Consider the following 17772-nt stretch of genomic DNA (forward strand, 5'->3'; position numbering starts at 1 on the left):
TTTACCGAAGCGTTATCTGATTGGCATCAAGTCAACATTGAAATGCATCAAACTGGCGGGATTGCGACCGTCAGTCCCTGTCGGAGCTGACCGGGACTGAAGGTCGCATTCCCGCTCGCCCGAACCTGTCAGTGCGACATCAGTACCGGCACGGTCATGCAGTCGAACATGCTGCGCGTGACACCGCCCAGAATTCGCTCCTGCAATCGCGAATGGCCGTATCCGCCCATCACCAGCAGGCCGATATTGCTTTCGGCCGCGACCGACAGAATCGCGCCCTGAACATTGCCGCGATCCATCGTCAGCCGCTGCACCCGGGCCGTAATGCCGCGCCGCCCCAGATGCGCAACGAGCTGGTCGGAGGAAGCTTCACCCGCCTCCTCATTGATCGCAATCACGGTCACGGCCTTTGCGCCCATCAGAAACGGCATCGCGTCGCGCACCGCGCGGGCCGCCAGGCGGCTGCCGTCCCAGGCGATGCCGACCTGGTGGGCGTCGAGCGGTCCCTTGTGGATATGGGGAACCATCAGCATCGGCCCGCCGGAATTGAACAGGATCTGCTGCGGAATCTCGTTGTCGTAGCTGGCCTTCGAGGATTCCGGCTGCAGCACGATCGTCATGTCGTAGAGCCGGGCAAGCGCCCCGATGGTCTGTCCGGCCTCGACGGGGATCGCCGCAAAGCTCCTGACGCCATAGGCGATTTTTGCGAGCTTGGCCTCGATCTCGAACGCGGCGATCGCGGTGTTCGCCCGCTCCTGGGCGCGCTGCAGTTCAGCGCCCATGACGGCGGCAACGCCGGCGCCGGCACCCTCCACAAGCATCCCGGCGGCGCTCATCGATTCATAGCCGATGGCTACGGCATCGAGATGCGACCGGCGCGCAATGGTCAGCGCGACTGCGACCTCAATCACCGGCCTGACCGGCCGCTCGGAGGGAATATGAACCAGAATGTTCCTGAACATCGCCATTCTCCCACACATTTGCGGGGACTTGCGGCCCCGTTCGAGTTGCTCCCGGCGAAGGTAACCGACTGACGGCTGGCGAGGTTTGATGCACATCAAGCGCGGCCAATGCCGGGCGGCGACGCATGTAAACGGCGACGTCAGCAGGCTCCGGCGTGCTTGAGGTCACGATAAGCCGCGATGGCGGCGTCGAACATCTTTTCCCTTCGATTGCGATAGCCCGGCGGATACTTCCTGCCTCGTTTGCCATTTTCGACCTGCGGCGATCCGCTGGCAAGGCCGGCGAAGCGCTCGAGATCGCGCATATCGCCCAATGCACGCTGCAGCCGCTTTGCCGGCCGGTGCAGGCCATGGAATTCGCCCCGGCTCCGCGGCGCGACGGTTTCAGTCAAGGCTTCGAGCATGTAGCGGAAGTGTTTGGCCTTGATCCGTAGCCGGTGACGGCGTGACGCACCCAAAGTCTTCAGGTGCCGGCCCTTGCGGACCAGCCGTTCGCGCCAGCGGTTGAGTTCGCCCGCGCAATAGGATTGCAGAGTCTCCGCATCCTGGCGCCGCCTGTAGCGCTCCAGCCACGCTCCCTGTCTGATCCAGCGTGCCATTGCCGCGACCAGGCGTTGCGTCCGCGCGGAGCGCAGGCAGCGAACCAGGCGGCGGTGGTTCCGCACCTGGCGCTGATCTGGTTGCTCGCCGGTCATGCGCTGCGACCATGCGCGGTATCGCTTGCGGCGCGCATATTCCATGACAACATCACTGTCACGTGCGGCGCCCAGCGGGCCATTCAGCCAGGCGATTTCCTTCTTCAGGCGCCGCCATTCTGCATCGGCCACAATCGGCGCGAAGAACGCCACTGCGGCACGCAACCGCGTGATCGCGACGCGGATCTGATGCACGGCCTCGGCATCACCGGCGCACGCGCTGCTGTGATGGGCCTTGATAGCCGCGACGCAATCGAGCGTCATCTTCTGGAATGCGGCTGCACAATCGAGACCCGCCGCTTCAGCGCCCTCGCGCCGGTTGGACGTTTCGATTGGGCGGGCTCTCATCGTCAACGCTCGTCCGGTACCGCAAACAAGGAAGTACGGGCGCTGCGGAGCGACTGGTCCGGCGTCCCCGAGGCATCGATTATATGCCAGTCTACCGCGCCGATCGCGAAAGTCTCCTGCTGCAGGGCAACATTCCGTGTTGCATCGGACGCATCGCCCCTGCGTTGTTCGATCCGCGCCAGCCGCGTCGCAAGATCCGCCGTGAGGAACAGGCCGGCGAAGCTTATGCCGCAAGTGGCTGCGAGATGTGCGATTTCCGTCCGTTCCGCTTCCTGCAGGTAGGCGGCATCGAGTACCACCGAACAGCCCTGGGCGAGGACACGCTGCGCGGCGCTCGCAAGCATGCCGTAGACACGCTCCGTGACATCGGGCCGGTAGGCGGATTCCGGCAGGGCCGTGGTTTCACCGGCGCCGAACAGGTGCTTGCGAACGACGTCCGAGCGGATAATCACCGCGCCGGGCGGAGGCTCGATCAGACCCGCGAGCCCGCGTGCGAGCACCGACTTTCCCGTCCCCGACAATCCACCGATCGCAACCAGCAGCGGCGGCCTGGGCGTGATCAGTCGCCCCGCCAGGTCGAAATACCGCTTGGCCTCCTGCCAGACCACGTCGTTCCCTTCGGCCTGTTCGCCCTTCATGAACAGCACGTGCGCCCGGATCGCCGCCCGCACCGACAGAAATAGCGGCAGCAGCCGGAGGCCGTCGAGACCTTCATCCCCTGCCCCTGCAAGGTAGCGATTGAACACCTCGTTTGCCGCCGCGGCCTGATTGAAGTGGACCAGATCCATCAGGGTAAAGGCGAGATCGTAGAGCACATCCGTCGTCGCAATGACGGGATCGAATTCGATGGCATCGAACAGCAGCGGTCGGCCGTCGACCAAGGCAATATTGGCGAGATGCAGATCGCCGTGACATCGGCGCACGAACCCTTGCTTGGCACGCCGTCCGAGCAGTGGCTGCAGTGTCGACGCAACATCGCGGCTGGCAGCATCGAGTCGATCCACGGCAACGGCATCAAGTCCGCGCATGTTGCGAAACTTTGCGGTGTTGCGTTCGATGATAGGTGGAATGGACGTAAGCCAGCTTTCACCGTCCGCACGCGGCGCCTTGTCGTGGGATCGTCGAATCGCATCTGCTACAGCCGTCGCAAGCGATGGATCGATCGTCTTCGATGCGGCGACACGGTCGAGCGACTGATTGTCGTCGAACCGCGTCATTTCGACCGCCCATTCAACGGGAGTACCGGTGCCGTCGATTTCGAAGGTGCCATCGGAATTGCGCGTGATGGCGACAACGCGCCGGTAGAGCTCGGGGGCGTTGACGGCGTTGACCTTCAGCTCTTCCTCGCAGGCACGCCTGCGCTTCTCCAGTGTCGAATAGTCGAGGAACGGCAAGCGCACTGCCCGCTTGATCTTCAATGCCCGATCGGCGCCAAGAAAAACCATGGACGCATGGGTGTCGATCCGCTTGCCGCCGCTGGCCGGGCCGAAGCTGGAACCATCGAGGAAGTCGAGCACCTGCTGCTGCTCAGCCTCGGCCGCGGCTGTGTCGGCTAGCGGTCGAACCGTCATGGCTGCAGCACGGCGGCGCCGGTGATCTGCCCGGCGCGCAGCTTCGAGAGGACTTCATTTGCTTCCCGCAACGGAAACACGCTGGTGTGCGTCCTGGTGCCCGCTTGCGCTGCGATCTTGAAAAACGCGATACCGTCGCCGCGCGTGAGGTTGGCGACCGAAAATAGCTGCCGTTCCTCCCACAGGATATGGTAAGGGAACGAGGGAATATCTGACATGTGAATGCCGGCGCACACCACGCGCCCGCCTTTGCGCACGGCGCGCAGCGCCAGGGGCACGAGATCACCCACCGGCGCGAAAATAATCGCGGCATCGAGCGACACCGGCGGCTGATCCTCCGATGAGCCGGCCCACTCGGCGCCAAGCGATTTTGCAAGACCCTGCGCCTCGACATCGCCCGCACGGGTGAACGCATAGACCGAACGCCCCTGCCAACGGGCTACCTGCGCGATGATATGCCCGGCCGCACCGAAGCCGAAGATGCCGAGATGCTCTCCATCGCCCGCCATCACCAGCGAGCGCCAGCCGATCAGGCCCGCGCAAAGCAGCGGCGCGATGGCGACATCGTCGCCGGCCTCGCCAAGCGGAAAGCAATAACGGGCGTCCGCGACGAGATGCGTGGCAAAGCCGCCGTCCCGCGTGTAACCGGTAAAGCGCGGGCGGTCGCAGAGGTTTTCGCGGCCGCTCGTGCAATAGGAACATTCGCCGCAGGTATAGCCTAACCAGGGAACGCCGACCCGCTCGCCAACGCGAAGAGCGGTCACACCGGGCCCAAGCGCGTCCACCCGGCCGACCACCTCATGACCGGGAACGATCGGACAGGCGATATCAGGCAATTCTCCATCGACGACATGTAGATCGGTCCGGCACACGCCGCAGGCACCGACCTTGACGCGCACATCTCCGGGCCCGGGGACCGGATCCTCTCGCGACTCAAACCGCAGCGGCGCGCCGGGCGCTGTCAGGACCATGGCGAGCATATTGTCCGATATCCTCACGCAAGCATGTGCAGCCTAGCCAGGCACGACCAAGCCGCGTTTGATCCTCGTCAATCGAGACCGAGCGAACCCTCTCTAACATGGCGACGTCGGTAGCGCCCTGCCAGCCCGCGGCGGTTTGCCATTTCTTGATACATGGAACAGGAGAACGTCACATGGGTGCCGCCCGCCTGCTGCGGACGCGATCTATCCGCGCGTGCTCTCGGTCAAAGCGCGCATGATGTCCTCGCGCGCGATGATCCCGACCAGAAGCTGTTCGGCGTTCAGCACCGGAAGACTCTTCATCCGGTGGTCCACCATCAGTTGCAGGACGCGGGTGAGTTTCGTTGCGGGATCTACATAGATGAATTCCGGCGTCATCACTTCCGCCACCATCCGCGACAACAGATCGTCATAGGCCGGAACCATGCGGCCGGGGTTGAACGCAAAGCATTTCAGGAAATCGAAGTTGCTCACGACGCCGACGATGTCATCGCCTTCGCGCACCGGATAGCAGTTGAAGTCATCGGCCTCGAACATCTTGTGCAGCTCGCGCATGGTGGTGTCGCGCGTAACCGTTTTCACCTCGCGCGTCATGTATTGCCCGGCGGTTGCTTCGAGAAATCTATGCACGGGGGGTCCTCGCCATTGTAGATCGTTAACGGGACAGGAACGCGCAGCGGCGCGATTCAGTTGCAAGGTGGCGCGTAACGCCGCTGAGTACCCATTGGCGCAATCGCGAGCGGCCGCAGGCGCCGGCAATCGCGGCGCCTGCCCGACATTGGCCGCGATGAAATGCCGTCTGAGCCTGGCCACACACAGCAGCACCCTAGAGCTCCGCTCCGCTTCGAAGTTGACCTGGATCAAGAATCCACCTTCGCTCTTCCAGGCATCTGCAATCGAGCACCGGCAGGACCCCGCATTGGCGATTCAGCAAAATATTGTTTCATATCAATCAGGTGCGTGCCTTTTTTAATTTCGCTTCGCCGCTATTTCACACGCTCGATTTAATGCGGGTATCTGATACGCAAGAGCAGCCTGCAAAGCGAAGCATGATCGACCCCGACCGGCTCTTCCGAGATCAAGATCCACTCGACCGAACGCACGCAGCGGTGCCGAGGGATCGGGCGTGGCGCCTGGGATCTCGAGTTGTCGACCCGGAAGTTGAACTGGTCCACCGCCATCCGGAAGCTCTTCGGCGTCGCTCCGGATGCGCCTGTCGACTACGACCTCTTTCTTTCCCTGCTCGATGCGCAGGATCGCGATCGCACGACAAAGGCCGTGCAACAGTCGATCGATACCGGCTGCAATTTCGACGTTCAATACCGGGTGCACCGGCAGTCGGATGAGGGGCACTGGGTGCGTGCGGTTGGCACAACCATCAATGGCCCCGATGGCATTCCTGCGCGGCTCAGCGGCATATCGGCCGCATCGTCACCGGTATGCGCAAGGATGGCACCACGTTTCCGATGCATCTGACCATCGGCGAGATGCATTCGGGTAGAAAGCCCTTCTTTACAGGCTTCGTCCGCGATCTGACCGAGCAGCAACAGACCCAGGCGCGGCTGCAGGAACTACAATCCGAACTGGTCCACGTCTCGCGTCAAAGCGCGACGGGCGAGATGGCTTCCGCGCTCGCCCACGAACTCAACCAGCCACTGTCGGCCGTCAGCAATTAATCGAACAAGGCCATCGCCCGGGAATACGAAGCCCACGCACGGTGGAGGTCTATCGGGCGAATGTCATGACCAAGATGCAGGCCGGTAACCTTTCCGAGCTGGTGCGGTTTGCGATCAGGGCCGGCATCGTCGAAGATTGAGCCAAATCAATTCGGGAACTGGCAAAACCTCTATTTTGCCGGGATGACCGACACCCGAACCAGCGCCAGCGGTGAATCCGGCGTCAGCCTTCCGCCCGGGAAGTCGATGATTTACGTCGTCGATGACGATTACGATGTCCGGACGTCGTTGCGATTTCTGCTGGAAACCGAAGGATTCGACGTCCGCACGTTCCGCAGCGCCGTCGCGCTATTGGCATCTTCCACCCGAAACCGCGCGGATTGTCTGGTCGTTGATTACAAGATGGCGGAACTCGACGGACTGGAACTTGGCTCACCGTCTGCGAAGGCTCCAGGTCGCCGCGACATCGGCGACTACCTCGGCCTGACGCTGGAAACCGTTTCGCGCGCGCTTTCACAGCTCAGCGACCAGGGCGTTCTGGTATTTTCGAGCGCCCGTCAAATCGTGCTGCGCAACCACCAGCGGCTGGCAGACATGGACGCATGAGAGTATAAGCGGGTCGACAAGGTGCCGGAAGGAAGGGAGTGCAAGATGAACAATTATCGCGTCTCCTTCTACAAGGATCTCTGCAATTCCGATGGCCACAGCTTCAAGTGCCTGCAACGCCAGATCGAGGTCCAATCGGTCGGCCCCTCCCAGGCGCTGGTGTTGGCGGAGCGGTTGGTCGACAACGAACGCCTGAATGCCGATTGCGTCGAGGTCACGCACCTGGCGGGCCATCATGAGTTCGAACATCCGGTGTGCTATACGCCGGCTCCTGGTAAGCACGCATGGAACCGCATCGCGTAATGAACTGAGCGAGGCGCGAACCGACCCCCCGGGGGCTGGCGCGCCTGGGCGGCCGGCTGTTTGATCCAGCTCAATGCGAACGCAGCCAAAAGAGCGGAATATCGATCCACATGATGCCCGACGATGATGTCCGCATCATTCGGCGATCTCGCCGTTTTCTCCCAAGACTGCCCCGCCATCGTTGGTCGTACAGACCGCCTTGCGGGGCACTTTTATTGCTGCCCGCAAATCCCAAATCAGCTCCGGTCGACACCGACGATTTATCGATTGGATCTCGCGTCCAGTTCACAGACGGCCTTGAAGCCGTGCGAGGCCGCTTGCAGCGCCTCGTCGATATCGGCTGGGCGATGCGCCAAGGACAGGAACATATTGTGCTGGGGATGAAAGAACGCGCCGTGGCGTAGCGCGACCGAGCAGAACGCCTTGCCCTTGCGCACATCCGGGTCAGCCTCGAACAGCATCAGCGGCATCTGCGGCGGGCCGCTCTGGCGGATCGCGATGCCATGTTCTTTCGCCAGCGACGCCAGTCCCTCGCGCAACCGCAAGCCCATCGCGTGGATATGCCTGGCCAAATCAGTCTCGCGCGCGATCCGCAACGTCGCCCGCGCAGCCGCCATCGCCACCGTGCCGCACCAGAACGACCCGGTGACGAAGACCTTGGTGGCGGCTTCACGAAAGCGGTCGTTGCCGGTAACGGCGGCCAGCGCGTAGCCGTTGGCGATCGCTTTGCTCCAGGCGCACAGATCCGGACGCACGCCGAGCGCTTCCCAGCTCCCCCTGACATCGAGGCGCAGGCCGGCCCGCACTTCATCGATAATCAAAGCGGCGTCGGCCGCGTCGCATGCCATACGCGCGGCTGCCGCGAATTCCCTGGTCGGCAATTCGAGATCGCGTCCCATGTCGTGGCGGAAAGCCGTCACCAGTATCGCAGCGAGATCCTTGCCCGCCTCTTCGACGGCCGCCCGCAGGCTCTGCACGTCGTTGTACTCGAAGTGCAGGAGATGCGCGCGATCCTCGGCCGTTACCCCGGCAACACTTGGCGAACACCATGGCAGCGCGCCGTGATAGCTGCCACGCGCGACCAGCACCTTGCGGCGTCCAGTGCCGGCGCGGGCGATCGTCACGCAGCTTGTGGTCGCATCGCCGCCGTTCTTCTGAAACATTGCCCAATCTGCGTGCGGCAGCATGGCGACGAGGTCTTCGGCGAGTTCCACCATGACCTCACCCGGACCGTTGAAGCAGTCTCCCTTGGCAGCCTGCGCTTCAGCCGCCGCCTGAACCTCGGGATGCCGATGGCCGAGCACAATCGGCCCCCAACTGCACATGAAGTCGATATATTCGCGGCCATCGACGTCGCGCACGCGGCAGCCCTCCGCGAAGGCAAAGAACTGCGGATAGCCTTCCGGGAGCCGCGCAGCGTTGAGATGGCCCCACATGCCGCCTGGAACCACCAACCGCGCCCTTGCGCGCAACATGGCATCCGCCGTCGGCGTTTCGTTCAACAGCGCCGTGTGTTGGGTCATCACGTTCTCTTGTTTGGTTTGCAGGGCCGCCTTCTCTCTGTCGCCTATGATTGGATCGCGATCACTTCAGGGTCAACTGCGATCGCAGCCAGATGGCCTTTGGCGCGAGAAACCGGTAGAATGGTCGATAGGCCGCAGCCTTGCACGCTCGCCCTTTACCAATCCGTTTCGGAGTAACCGTTGAACGTTCGCTGTCGCATTGCCTTTGCCGCCCTCCTCGCTTTTGCATCGACGGCCGCACCGGGTGTCGCCCTCGCACAAAGCGCGATTGCTGCAGCAGTCGCCAAACCGTTATCGCTGCCGGACATTGCAATCGGATCTGCGAATGCACCAATCACCATCACCGAATATTCCTCGATGAGTTGTCCGCATTGCGCAGCCTTCGGCCAGAATGTGTTCCCGATGTTGCGGTCGAAATATATCGATACCGGCAAGGTACGTTTCGTGTTCCGGGAATTTCCGCTCGACATAAAGGCCGCCGCCGCTTCGATACTGGCGCGCTGCATCGGCAACGGCGATTCCGAAAAATACCTCAAAGCAGTCGAGATGTTATTCAAGCTGCAGGACCGCCTGATGGCCCAGACCAAGGAGACGCTGATCTATGTCGGGGGGCAGCACGGCATGAGCGAGCAGGACGTCAAGACCTGCGAGGAAGACCAGGCGCAGTTCGACAAGCTGAACGCCGATCAGCAATACGCGCATCGGGAAGTCAAGGTCACGTCGACGCCGACCTTCTTTCTCAACGGCGTGCGGCTGCGGGGCTCGATGTCGTTCGAGGAGCTGGAAGAGCGCATCAAGCCGCTGCTCAAGAAATAGCGCCCGCCCGCCGTCGCAGTAGCCCCTTGCCTGGCGAGGCTGGCTCGCCGATGATGGCCCCAACAAACATATTGGGGAGAGCGCCATGGTCGCGGCTTTGCGCGTAGTGTTGGCAGCGACGTGGCTGCTGTCCGGCGTCGCGGCGTCATCGGCGCAAGGCTATCCGAGCAAACCGGTGCGCGTCGTGGTCGGCTTTCCCGCCGGCGGACCGACCGATGCCATTGCCCGCATCGTGGCCCAGAAGCTTACTGACAATCTCGGCCATCAATTCTTCGTCGAGAACGTCGGCGGTGCGGGCGGCAACATTGCAGCCGGCCAGGTCGCGCGCGTGACGCCGGACGGCTACACCATCATGGTCATCAGCACCGGCTTCGTCGTGAATCCCAGCCTCTACGCCAAGGTGCCGTATGATCCAGTCAAGGATTTCGTGCCGGTAACGCTGGTCGCGGTCTCGCCGAACGTCGTGGTGGTCAACCCCCAAGTGCCCGCCAAGACACTCCCGGAGCTGGTGCAGCTCATTCGCGACAACCCCGGCAAGTACGGCTTTGCCGGTCCCGGTATCGGTTCGACGCCGCATCTGGGCGGCGAGCTTTTCCGGCTGGCCTTCAAACTCGACCTGGTGCATGTGCCTTTCACAGGTGCCGGGCCGGCGATCCAGGCAACGGTCGGAGGGCACACGCCGATCGCCTTCACCGCGCTGCCGCCTGCCCTGTCGGCGGTGCAGAGCGGACAACTGCGCGCGCTCGGCGTGGCGTCAACCGAACGTGCCGCCGGGATGGCCGACGTGCCGACCTTCGCCGAACAGGGCGTGAAGGATCAGGACGCCGACACGCTCACAGGCATCGTCGCGCCCGCGGGGACACCGAAAGAGATCGTCGATCTGCTTTATCGCGAGATCGCCGGGATCGTCGCACAGCCTGATGTCAAGGAGCGCCTCACGACGCTCGGCTTCAAGGCGGTCGCCAATACGCCGGATCAGTTCGGCGCGCGTATCAGGCTGGAGATGGACAAGTGGGGCAAGGTGGTGCGCGATGCAAAGTTGCGGATCGAGTAACGTACTCAGCGCCCCCGCTACGATGGCGACGGTTCCGCGACCGCATCCGCGATCTTCATGAAGGTCAGGCCGATACGATTCTTCCGGATCCAGGTGACCCGGCACTCGTGCACGATCGATGGGTCCTTTGCCATCACCAGGCGAAAGTGCTGCGGGACGAAGGCAGGGTTGTCGACGTCGATCGCCGCTCCCTCGCGCGAGATATTCCGCACCACGCAGGGCATGACGGAACCGCCCGACGAAACATAGGCAGGCTCGTCGATTTCCGTTCGCGAATACTTTCGCTTCTCTTCCATTCCGTCCGTTCCGTCCCGATCTATCCCGACCAAACCGCTAGGCTAGCGCAAAACCTTAAACAAGTCGGCGCATGCGCCCGGGAAAACCGAAACAGGCGCGGCCTGCGGCCAATGCGATTGTCTTCAGACCCCATTGTGCAGAGCGGCACGAAATCCCAATCGCTTATTCGCAGATGTGCTCCGCGTCACCATGGACTTGCCGATCGCGGCGATGGCACGATAGCCTTTCCACCAATGACTGGCACACATATGCGATGACCCGGCAGGCATGGTCTTGAATACATCGATTGCAAACTCTGCAGATCTCGGCGGCGACCAGGCGATGATTGCCCGGGCCGAGGCCATCCGCCCTGATGTCGCGACAGCTTCCGATGACATCGAGACCGCGCGCCGACTGCCGCCCGCGCTGCTCGACAAGCTGCACGACGCGCAATTGTTCCGTCTGCTGTTGCCCCGCTCGACCAAACCGATCCCGTCACTTTTTTCCACGTCATCGAAACCATCGCCAAAGCTGATGCTTCCACCGCCTGGTGCCTCAGCCAGGCCGGCGGGTGCGCGATGGCGGCAGCCTATCTCGACCTGTCGGTGGCGCAGGCGATCTTCGGCGATCCGCGCGCGGTGCTGGCGTGGGGACCCGGCCCCAGGGTTCGCGCGGTCGAATGCGAAGGCGGTTACAGGGTGACCGGCGTGTGGTCCTTTGCATCCGGCGGCCGCCATGCGACCTGGCTCGGAGCGCACTGCCCGATCCATGCCGCCGACGGCTCGCCCAAATACGACGCTAACGGTGCGCCGCTCGAGCGCACCATGCTGGTGCGCTCCGAGGACGTCGAATGGACCGACATCTGGAATACCGTTGGCCTGCGCGGGACCGCCAGCGACCAGTTCGCGCTCAACGATTTCTTCGTGCGCGCCGACCATTCGATTACCCGTGAATTCGACCGGGAATGCCGCGAGAGCGGCCCGCTCTATCGCATGAGTAACCACACCTGTTACCAGTTGGGGTTTGCCGGCGTCGCCTGCGGGATTGCCCGCACCGCGCTCGACAACTTCGTCGAGACGATGCGCAACAAGGTACCGCGTGGTGCGAGGCAGTCGTTGCGGGACAATGCCGTGGTCCAGAGCAACCTCGCCCAGGCGGAGGTCAATCTCCGGGCCGCGCGCGGCTACGTGCTGCAGTCGATGGCCGATACCTGGAAAGATATCACCGCGGGCGCGACCATCACCGTGGCGCAGCGCATGAACATCCGCATGGCCTCCACAAACGCCATTCACAAGGCGCGCGAGGCGGTCGACTTCGCCTACAATGCCGCAGGCGCCACCGCGATCTTCGAGAACCATCCGCTGGAGCGCCGCTTCCGCGACATCCATACCGTGACCCAGCAGCTGCAAGGCCAGCTCAGGCATTTTGAAACCGTCGGCGCCTGGATGATGGGCGTCGATACCGACCTCAGCTTTGTCTAGAGCTTCGGTTCTGATCGAACCAGAACCGAAGCTCTAGATTTTTATTTTGACGCGTTTTCTACCGCAGATAAGTATACGCAATCTGCGCAAGCTTGATTGCTATGCGAACCGGTACCCACTTCGCTTGAAAACGCTATGGGGAGAACGACCATGGGACTTGGCGGCTTGCAGCACTACACCATCGAACCATCTGACCTTGAGCGAACCAAGGATTTCTACTGCGACGTGCTGGGCCTGGAAAACGGCGACCGCCCGCCGCTCGATTTTCCCGGCTACTGGCTCTATTCCGGCGGGGCAGCCACGGTGCATCTGATGGGCACGCGCAAGCCGCGCGAGGGCATCGTGGTGCGCGGCACCGAGAAAAAGTACGAAGATACCGGCCGGCTTGACCACATCGCCTTTGCGGCGACCGATGTCGAGGGCATGCGCAAGCGTCTGCAATCGAAGGGCGTCAAATTCCGCGAGAGCATCGTGCCGCGCACCGGCGATACGCAGTTCTTCCTCTACGATCCCGATGGCGTCGGCGTCGAATTGAACTTTCCGAAAAACTGAGACCCCGTTCTCATCGCGTGTCTAAGTCAACCCGGCCGGGTCCGTCCCGGCCGGGTTGACTGCCGCGGCCAAGGCCCATCTGGTGTTGATATGCCACACTTCCCGTCAAAGAGTGAGGTTCCCGACAACGCCGCAAGTCAGCCATTACTAAGGCGCGAGTCCGTCAGGGTTTCATCATCATTGGAATGAGATTGGAGAAGCCGCGCCGCTGCGGCAGAGTAGCCGGGTGCCGCGCCTTTTAACCTACCCCAGGGCATGCGTACCCGGCTATTCGTCCCAGTGGAGCCCGCTAGTCGAGCCCGCGCTCGTGGCTCAGATTGACCATTTCCTGAATGAAGACCGCCTTTTGCTTGTCGTTCAGGCTGGCAAATAGAGGTTCGGCCGCATCGGCCACGTTGCGCTGATCGACGGCGCGGTCGTTGAGAAACTGAGCCTCATTGCGCATCTGCTCGATAATGTCATCGGGGGGATCGCGCTTGGCGCGCGCCACACGCAGATTGAGGCGATCGGCGCCGTTGTGACCGAGATAGTGCATCGCACTGTTGAACCCGGTCCAATGCTTCTCCTGTTCGGGCGTGAGGTTCAGCTCCTTCTTGATCCGCTCGATATTGGCGTCGCTGTTGGCGACGATCTGTTCGGCCGTCAGTTGCGGCGCGCCGGCCTGGGTGAGGACGGCGGCTTGCTGCTGCTGTTGCTGCTTGGCGGCCTTCGCAGCCTTGGTCCCCTTCGCCGGCTTCGACGTGTCACCCTGCTTAGAGGGCTCGCCTTGTTTGGAAACCTCGCCCTGCTTGGAAGTCTCGCCCTGCTTGGCATCCTTTGCCGCCGGCGCCTGTCCGCCTTTGTTAGTGCCCCCGGTCAGGACGCCGGTAACGCCGCTGACCACACCGACGACACCGCCGATCGCGCCGCCCAACACGCCACCGACCGGACCGGCAGCCTTGTTGCCCTCGCGCGCGCCCTGCTGCACGCCCTGCACCAACCCCTGCGCGTTCGCTGTCGCAGATGCGCCAAGGGCCAGCATGAGGATGACACCAAGCGCAAAAAGCAATCGCGACGGTATCGGCGCAATCTGCTGAGGACGGGTCATTGTCTGGTCTCCATAGTCGATCGAGAAACGTGCCGCGCGCGCCATTCGCAAGGCGCGCCAGAATCCTTCGCCGCCTAAACTATCGTTTCCGCCCCAAACCCGTCTAGCGTTGCGCTGTACAGTTCCATGGCAGGAAACATCTTCGGGAGGAAGCAGTTGCACGCGCCATCGTTTGGACCGCGGCGCAATCGTACACCCTGCACCAGGACCGGCGGCAAAGTGTGCGCCGCAATATTGCCGCGTCAACTATTGACGATCCCGACGATACGACATCGTCGCTCCCGCCGCCCGGAATTTCCACGCAACGTTAGTTCAATTTCCACGCAACGTTAGTTCAATGACTGCAGAAGCTGTGTATTCTCGACAGACGCGAACAATTCTGGTCTGATCCGATTACTAAATCTCCGCTGCCACGTCGCCAACGAGCGGTCCACTATCAGCCGGAGATAAAAAACAAGAAGCAAATTCTGGCTCAGCAAAGGGGAGACGTCATGCTACGCAAGAAGCTTTCTCGCCGACAATTCGTTGCTGCGACCGCGTTATCATCCGCTGCACTCATCACCGCGCCCTATGTGCGTGGCGCCTACGCTGCAGGCAAGCTTTCGATCGGCTTCTGGGACCACTGGGTGCCCGACGCCAACAAGACCAGCGCCGCTCTGGTCAAGGAGTGGGCCGAAAAAGAGAACGTCGACGTTTCGATCGACTACATCTCGAGTCAGGGCAACGGGATCCAACTGAAAATCGCGGCAGAAGGCCAGGCCAAATCCGGCCATGACATCCTCGCAATGCCGACATGGTGGCCGCACGCGCAAGCCGATCTGCTCGAGCCCATGAACGACGTTATGGAGCCATTGATCAAGCAGAACGGCGAGGTCAACGGCACGGTCCAGTATCTTGGCAAGGCCGGCGATAAATGGCTTGGCGTGCCCGCCACGATCGGCAGCCAGATCAAGGGGCCCTGCTCCCGCATCGATCTGATGAAGAAGCATGCCGGCATTGATGTGCAGGAAATGTATCCGGCCGGCAGCCCGCCCAAAGCCGACAACTGGACGACGGACACATTCCTGAAGGCGGCAGAGGCGTGCAAGAAAGGCGGCAATCCCTTCGGGATCGGACTGGGTGAGACAACCGACTCGGTCGATACCGCCGGCGCGTTTTTTCAGGCGTTCGGTGGCCAGCTCGTCGATGGAAAAGGCAACATCACCGTCAAGAGCGATGGGGTGAGGCAGGCTCTCGAGTTCTATAAGAAGCTCATCCCCTTATTGCCCGCGGGCGTGGCGTCCTGGGACGACTCCCATAACAACAAGGCGCTGGTTTCCGGCGAGGCCTCACTCATCATGAATCCGCCCAGCGCCTGGGCGGTCGCCAAGCGCGACGCGCCGCAGGTCGCCGAGCAATGCTGGACCCACGGCTTCCCGGTAGGACCCAAAGGAAGGTTTGCGCCGTTCCTTCCGTACTTCTGGAGCGTCTGGAATTTCTCCAAGAATAAGCCAACCGCCAAGAGCCTGCTGGTCCATCTGTCGCAACCGGCTGCCGTCGAGAAACTCGTTGCAGCCAGCGGTGGCTATGACCTGCCGGCGTTCGAGAAGCTCACGACCCTGAAGACCTGGGCGGAAGAAGGCCCACCGAAGGGCACGCTGTACCACTATCCAAATCCGTTCAAGCACCAGACGCTGTCGATCGCCGCCTCGCCGGCGCCCCCGAAGATCGCCCAACAGATCTATACTCAGGCGATCCTGACCAAGATGTGCCTGAGATTCTATCAGGGCGAGACGATGGAAAAGACGCTGGCCTGGGCGGAAGGTGAGTGTGAGGGCTACATGCGGAGCTAGGACGGGGGGACATCGCCGCGACGGCCCCGCAGCGTTGCGGGCCCCGCTGCGGCGGATCCGTTTTCGTGCCAGCGCAAGCGAGGGCCGGTATCATGCCGGCTTTCGACCATCTCCAGAATCGGTTTCATCGAAGTGAATCGCGCGAGGAAGATGCATCATGGCTGATGTCGCATTGCAGCCGAACAAGGCAGGCGCAACGCAAACGCCGCGAAAACGCTCCAGCCTGCACAAGGCGCTCAAGCGAAAATCGACCGCGGCCTTCCTCATGACGCTGCCGCTGATCCTGCTGATCGCCATCCTGGTGATCTATCCAGCGTTCTATTCGCTGCATCTGGCGACGCTGAACAAGTCGATGCAGCGTTTCGTCGGCCTCGGCAATTTCGAGTTCCTGTTCAAGCGCGAAACGTTTTGGCTCGTGGTCAAGCAGTCGTGCATTTTCGCCATCACTGCGGTCGTCTTTAAGGCGCTGATCGGCTTCATTGTCGCACACTTCGTCCACAATCTTCCCGCCAAAGGACAGCGCAAATGGCGCGGCATGCTGCTGGTGCCATGGGTGATCCCGCCGGCGATGAGCACCTTGGCGTGGCTGTGGCTGTTCGACCCCTCCTACAGCGCTTTCAATTATACCCTGTCATTTTTCGGCGTCGGGCCAATTTCATGGACAGGCGAGCCAGGCTGGGCACGCTTCTCGGTCATCCTCGTCAATATCTGGGTCGGCGCGCCCTTCTTCATGATCATGTATCTGGCGTCGCTGAAATCGGTGCCCGATCAGCTCTATGAGGCCGCCGCCATCGACGGCGCCAACTGGTGGCAGCGGATCTGGTACGTCACGTTGCCGATGATGCGCAACATCATCGCGATCACGACGCTGTTCTCGCTGATCGTCACCTTCGCCAACTTCGATATCGTCCGAATTCTGACCGCCGGCGGTCCGCTGGATCACACCCATATTTTCGCGACCTGGGCGTTCCGGATCGGTATCGAAGGCAGCGACATTCCGCTCGGCGCCAGTGTCTCGCTGTTCATGGTGCCGATCCTGGCCATCGCAGCGGTATTCATCCTGCGGGATGTCAACAAGCGCGGGAATGAAGCCTGATGAGCACGGTAATCGTCGACAAGGCTGCGCCGAGGCGCACGGTCAAGTATGGCAGCATGAGCCGCGACCGGACCTGGGCGCTGCGATGGTCTTATTTTTTCCTCACTCTGTTCGCGATCTTCTCGCTGGTGCCGCCGCTCTACATGCTGATCACGTCGCTCAAGACCAGCGCCGAGATTTCGGCGGCGACGAATCCGTGGTGGGTTTTTCACCCGACGCTGGAAAATTACATCGGATTGCTGACCTCAAACCAGTTCCTGACGTTCTTCCGCAATTCCGCATTCGTCTCGATCTTCGTGGTGACGATCACCATGCTGATCAGCGTGCCGGCCGCCTTTGCCCTGGCGCGGATGCGGTTCTGGGGTTCGGCGACGCTGGCAACCGGTGTGTTTCTGACCTACCTCATTCCCGACACGTTGCTGTTTCTGCCGCTGTTCAAGATGTTCGCGGTGTTTAGCGATTTCACCGGAATTCAACTGATCAACCGCTGGTATGTGCTGCTGATCGTGTATCCGACGCTGACCGTGCCGTTCTGCACCTGGATCATGATCGGTTATTTTGCATCGATCCCGAAGGAACTCGACGAGGCCGCCATCATCGACGGCGCATCATGGTTTCAAACCCTGACCCGGATATTCATTCCGGTGGCGATGCCGGGGATTATCGCCGCGACTATCTTCGCCTTTACGGTCTCCTGGGCGCAATTTCTCTATCCGCTGGTGTTCACGACCTCAACCGATCAGCTGGTGCTGCCGGTTGGCATCATCACCTCCTTGATCAAGGGCGACGTGTTCAACTGGGGACAGATCATGACCGGCGCCCTGCTCGGCGCAGCGCCTCCGCTCATCATCTACGCCTTCCTGATGGACTATTACATTGCCGGCCTGACCGCCGGTGCGACAAAGGGTTGATCT

The 17772-nt window shown here is 61.9% G+C and carries 17 protein-coding genes and 2 pseudogenes; 11 read left to right on the forward strand and 8 right to left on the reverse strand.

Annotation, left to right across the window (positions count from 1 at the left end; all coding sequences use genetic code 11):
- Positions 1-128: 128 nt before the first annotated feature.
- The 5 genes from V1286_RS15585 to V1286_RS15605 form a co-directional block, all read right to left on the reverse strand.
- Entirely contained in the window at positions 129-962 is an 834-nt protein-coding gene (locus V1286_RS15585) for a universal stress protein (protein ID WP_334480782.1), read from the reverse strand.
- A gap of 140 nt (positions 963-1102) precedes the next feature.
- Positions 1103-1921, reverse strand: a complete 819-nt coding sequence (locus V1286_RS15590; protein WP_334480783.1) for a CHAD domain-containing protein — start codon at positions 1919-1921, stop codon at positions 1103-1105.
- 86 nt (positions 1922-2007) lie between these two features.
- Positions 2008-3576, reverse strand: coding sequence for a bifunctional aminoglycoside phosphotransferase/ATP-binding protein (locus V1286_RS15595; protein ID WP_334480784.1), 1569 nt, complete (start codon positions 3574-3576; stop codon positions 2008-2010).
- The gene (locus tag V1286_RS15600) at positions 3573-4556 is read right to left on the reverse strand and encodes a zinc-dependent alcohol dehydrogenase family protein (RefSeq protein WP_334480786.1); all 984 of its coding nucleotides are present in this window, start codon (positions 4554-4556) and stop codon (positions 3573-3575) included. The genes V1286_RS15595 and V1286_RS15600 overlap by 4 nt, the downstream gene beginning before the upstream one ends.
- A 204-nt stretch (positions 4557-4760) precedes the next feature.
- Positions 4761-5186, reverse strand: coding sequence for a CBS domain-containing protein (locus V1286_RS15605; protein ID WP_334480787.1), 426 nt, complete (start codon positions 5184-5186; stop codon positions 4761-4763).
- Positions 5187-5633: 447 nt separating this feature from the next.
- Here V1286_RS15605 and V1286_RS15610 point away from each other — a divergent pair.
- The 4 genes and pseudogenes from V1286_RS15610 to V1286_RS15625 all read left to right on the forward strand — a co-directional run.
- Positions 5634-6229 (forward strand): annotated as a pseudogene (locus V1286_RS15610) (PAS domain-containing protein); the annotation flags it as partial.
- A gap of 3 nt (positions 6230-6232) precedes the next feature.
- Positions 6233-6372, forward strand: a pseudogene (locus tag V1286_RS15615) (LuxR C-terminal-related transcriptional regulator); the annotation flags it as partial.
- Positions 6373-6415: 43 nt separating this feature from the next.
- Complete coding sequence (locus V1286_RS15620) at positions 6416-6838, forward strand: response regulator (protein ID WP_334480788.1); 423 nt, start codon at positions 6416-6418, stop codon at positions 6836-6838.
- 45 nt (positions 6839-6883) lie between these two features.
- On the forward strand, positions 6884-7141 hold the full coding sequence (locus tag V1286_RS15625; protein ID WP_108522444.1) for a hypothetical protein: 258 nt from the start codon (positions 6884-6886) through the stop codon (positions 7139-7141).
- A 260-nt stretch (positions 7142-7401) separates the two neighbouring features.
- On the opposite strand, the gene V1286_RS15630 is transcribed toward V1286_RS15625, so the two are convergent.
- Complete coding sequence (locus V1286_RS15630; protein WP_334480790.1) at positions 7402-8664, reverse strand: aminotransferase class III-fold pyridoxal phosphate-dependent enzyme; 1263 nt, start codon at positions 8662-8664, stop codon at positions 7402-7404.
- Between the two features lie 180 nt (positions 8665-8844).
- On the opposite strand from V1286_RS15630, the gene V1286_RS15635 reads away from it, so the two are divergent.
- A complete protein-coding gene (locus V1286_RS15635) occupies positions 8845-9480 on the forward strand; it encodes a DsbA family protein (RefSeq protein ID WP_334480792.1) in 636 nt (211 codons plus the stop codon).
- 85 nt (positions 9481-9565) lie between these two features.
- A complete protein-coding gene (locus tag V1286_RS15640) occupies positions 9566-10534 on the forward strand; it encodes a Bug family tripartite tricarboxylate transporter substrate binding protein (RefSeq protein WP_334480793.1) in 969 nt (322 codons plus the stop codon).
- A 17-nt stretch (positions 10535-10551) separates the two neighbouring features.
- Here the strand turns inward: V1286_RS15640 and V1286_RS15645 are convergent, their stop codons facing one another.
- Positions 10552-10830, reverse strand: coding sequence for a PilZ domain-containing protein (locus V1286_RS15645; RefSeq protein WP_334480795.1), 279 nt, complete (start codon positions 10828-10830; stop codon positions 10552-10554).
- 558 nt (positions 10831-11388) lie between these two features.
- Between V1286_RS15645 and V1286_RS15650 the strand changes: the two genes are divergently transcribed.
- Complete coding sequence (locus V1286_RS15650; RefSeq protein WP_334480796.1) at positions 11389-12291, forward strand: acyl-CoA dehydrogenase family protein; 903 nt, start codon at positions 11389-11391, stop codon at positions 12289-12291.
- A 150-nt stretch (positions 12292-12441) separates the two neighbouring features.
- The gene (locus V1286_RS15655; RefSeq protein ID WP_334480797.1) at positions 12442-12843 is read left to right on the forward strand and encodes a VOC family protein; all 402 of its coding nucleotides are present in this window, start codon (positions 12442-12444) and stop codon (positions 12841-12843) included.
- Between the two features lie 289 nt (positions 12844-13132).
- Here V1286_RS15655 and V1286_RS15660 read toward each other — a convergent pair whose 3' ends face one another.
- A complete protein-coding gene (locus tag V1286_RS15660) occupies positions 13133-13930 on the reverse strand; it encodes a Spy/CpxP family protein refolding chaperone (RefSeq protein ID WP_334480798.1) in 798 nt (265 codons plus the stop codon).
- Between the two features lie 491 nt (positions 13931-14421).
- Between V1286_RS15660 and V1286_RS15665 the strand changes: the two genes are divergently transcribed.
- From V1286_RS15665 to V1286_RS15675, 3 genes are all read left to right on the forward strand, one after another.
- On the forward strand, positions 14422-15762 hold the full coding sequence (locus V1286_RS15665) for an ABC transporter substrate-binding protein (protein ID WP_334480799.1): 1341 nt from the start codon (positions 14422-14424) through the stop codon (positions 15760-15762).
- A 157-nt stretch (positions 15763-15919) separates the two neighbouring features.
- The gene (locus V1286_RS15670) at positions 15920-16858 is read left to right on the forward strand and encodes a carbohydrate ABC transporter permease (protein WP_334480800.1); all 939 of its coding nucleotides are present in this window, start codon (positions 15920-15922) and stop codon (positions 16856-16858) included.
- The gene (locus V1286_RS15675; protein ID WP_334480801.1) at positions 16858-17769 is read left to right on the forward strand and encodes a carbohydrate ABC transporter permease; all 912 of its coding nucleotides are present in this window, start codon (positions 16858-16860) and stop codon (positions 17767-17769) included. Before V1286_RS15670 ends, V1286_RS15675 begins: the two co-directional genes overlap by 1 nt.
- Positions 17770-17772 lie beyond the last annotated feature (3 nt).

The organism is Bradyrhizobium algeriense, from assembly GCF_036924595.1.
GTDB lineage: Bacteria > Pseudomonadota > Alphaproteobacteria > Rhizobiales > Xanthobacteraceae > Bradyrhizobium > Bradyrhizobium algeriense.

Bases quoted from the DNA above. Each gene is read 5' to 3' on its own strand.
- V1286_RS15590 (WP_334480783.1), bottom strand. From the start codon at position 1,921: ATGACGCTCGATTGCGTCGCGGCTATCAAGGCCCATCACAGCAGCGCG.
- V1286_RS15620 (WP_334480788.1), top strand. From the start codon at position 6,416: ATGACCGACACCCGAACCAGCGCCAGCGGTGAATCCGGCGTCAGCCTT.
- V1286_RS15630 (WP_334480790.1), bottom strand. From the start codon at position 8,664: ATGACCCAACACACGGCGCTGTTGAACGAAACGCCGACGGCGGATGCC.
- V1286_RS15660 (WP_334480798.1), bottom strand. From the start codon at position 13,930: ATGACCCGTCCTCAGCAGATTGCGCCGATACCGTCGCGATTGCTTTTT.
- V1286_RS15595 (WP_334480784.1), bottom strand. From the start codon at position 3,576: ATGACGGTTCGACCGCTAGCCGACACAGCCGCGGCCGAGGCTGAGCAG.
- V1286_RS15665 (WP_334480799.1), top strand. From the start codon at position 14,422: ATGCTACGCAAGAAGCTTTCTCGCCGACAATTCGTTGCTGCGACCGCG.
- V1286_RS15670 (WP_334480800.1), top strand. From the start codon at position 15,920: ATGGCTGATGTCGCATTGCAGCCGAACAAGGCAGGCGCAACGCAAACG.
- V1286_RS15640 (WP_334480793.1), top strand. From the start codon at position 9,566: ATGGTCGCGGCTTTGCGCGTAGTGTTGGCAGCGACGTGGCTGCTGTCC.
- V1286_RS15675 (WP_334480801.1), top strand. From the start codon at position 16,858: ATGAGCACGGTAATCGTCGACAAGGCTGCGCCGAGGCGCACGGTCAAG.
- V1286_RS15600 (WP_334480786.1), bottom strand. From the start codon at position 4,556: ATGCTCGCCATGGTCCTGACAGCGCCCGGCGCGCCGCTGCGGTTTGAG.
- V1286_RS15625 (WP_108522444.1), top strand. From the start codon at position 6,884: ATGAACAATTATCGCGTCTCCTTCTACAAGGATCTCTGCAATTCCGAT.
- V1286_RS15655 (WP_334480797.1), top strand. From the start codon at position 12,442: ATGGGACTTGGCGGCTTGCAGCACTACACCATCGAACCATCTGACCTT.
- V1286_RS15645 (WP_334480795.1), bottom strand. From the start codon at position 10,830: ATGGAAGAGAAGCGAAAGTATTCGCGAACGGAAATCGACGAGCCTGCC.
- V1286_RS15585 (WP_334480782.1), bottom strand. From the start codon at position 962: ATGTTCAGGAACATTCTGGTTCATATTCCCTCCGAGCGGCCGGTCAGG.
- V1286_RS15650 (WP_334480796.1), top strand. From the start codon at position 11,389: ATGGCGGCAGCCTATCTCGACCTGTCGGTGGCGCAGGCGATCTTCGGC.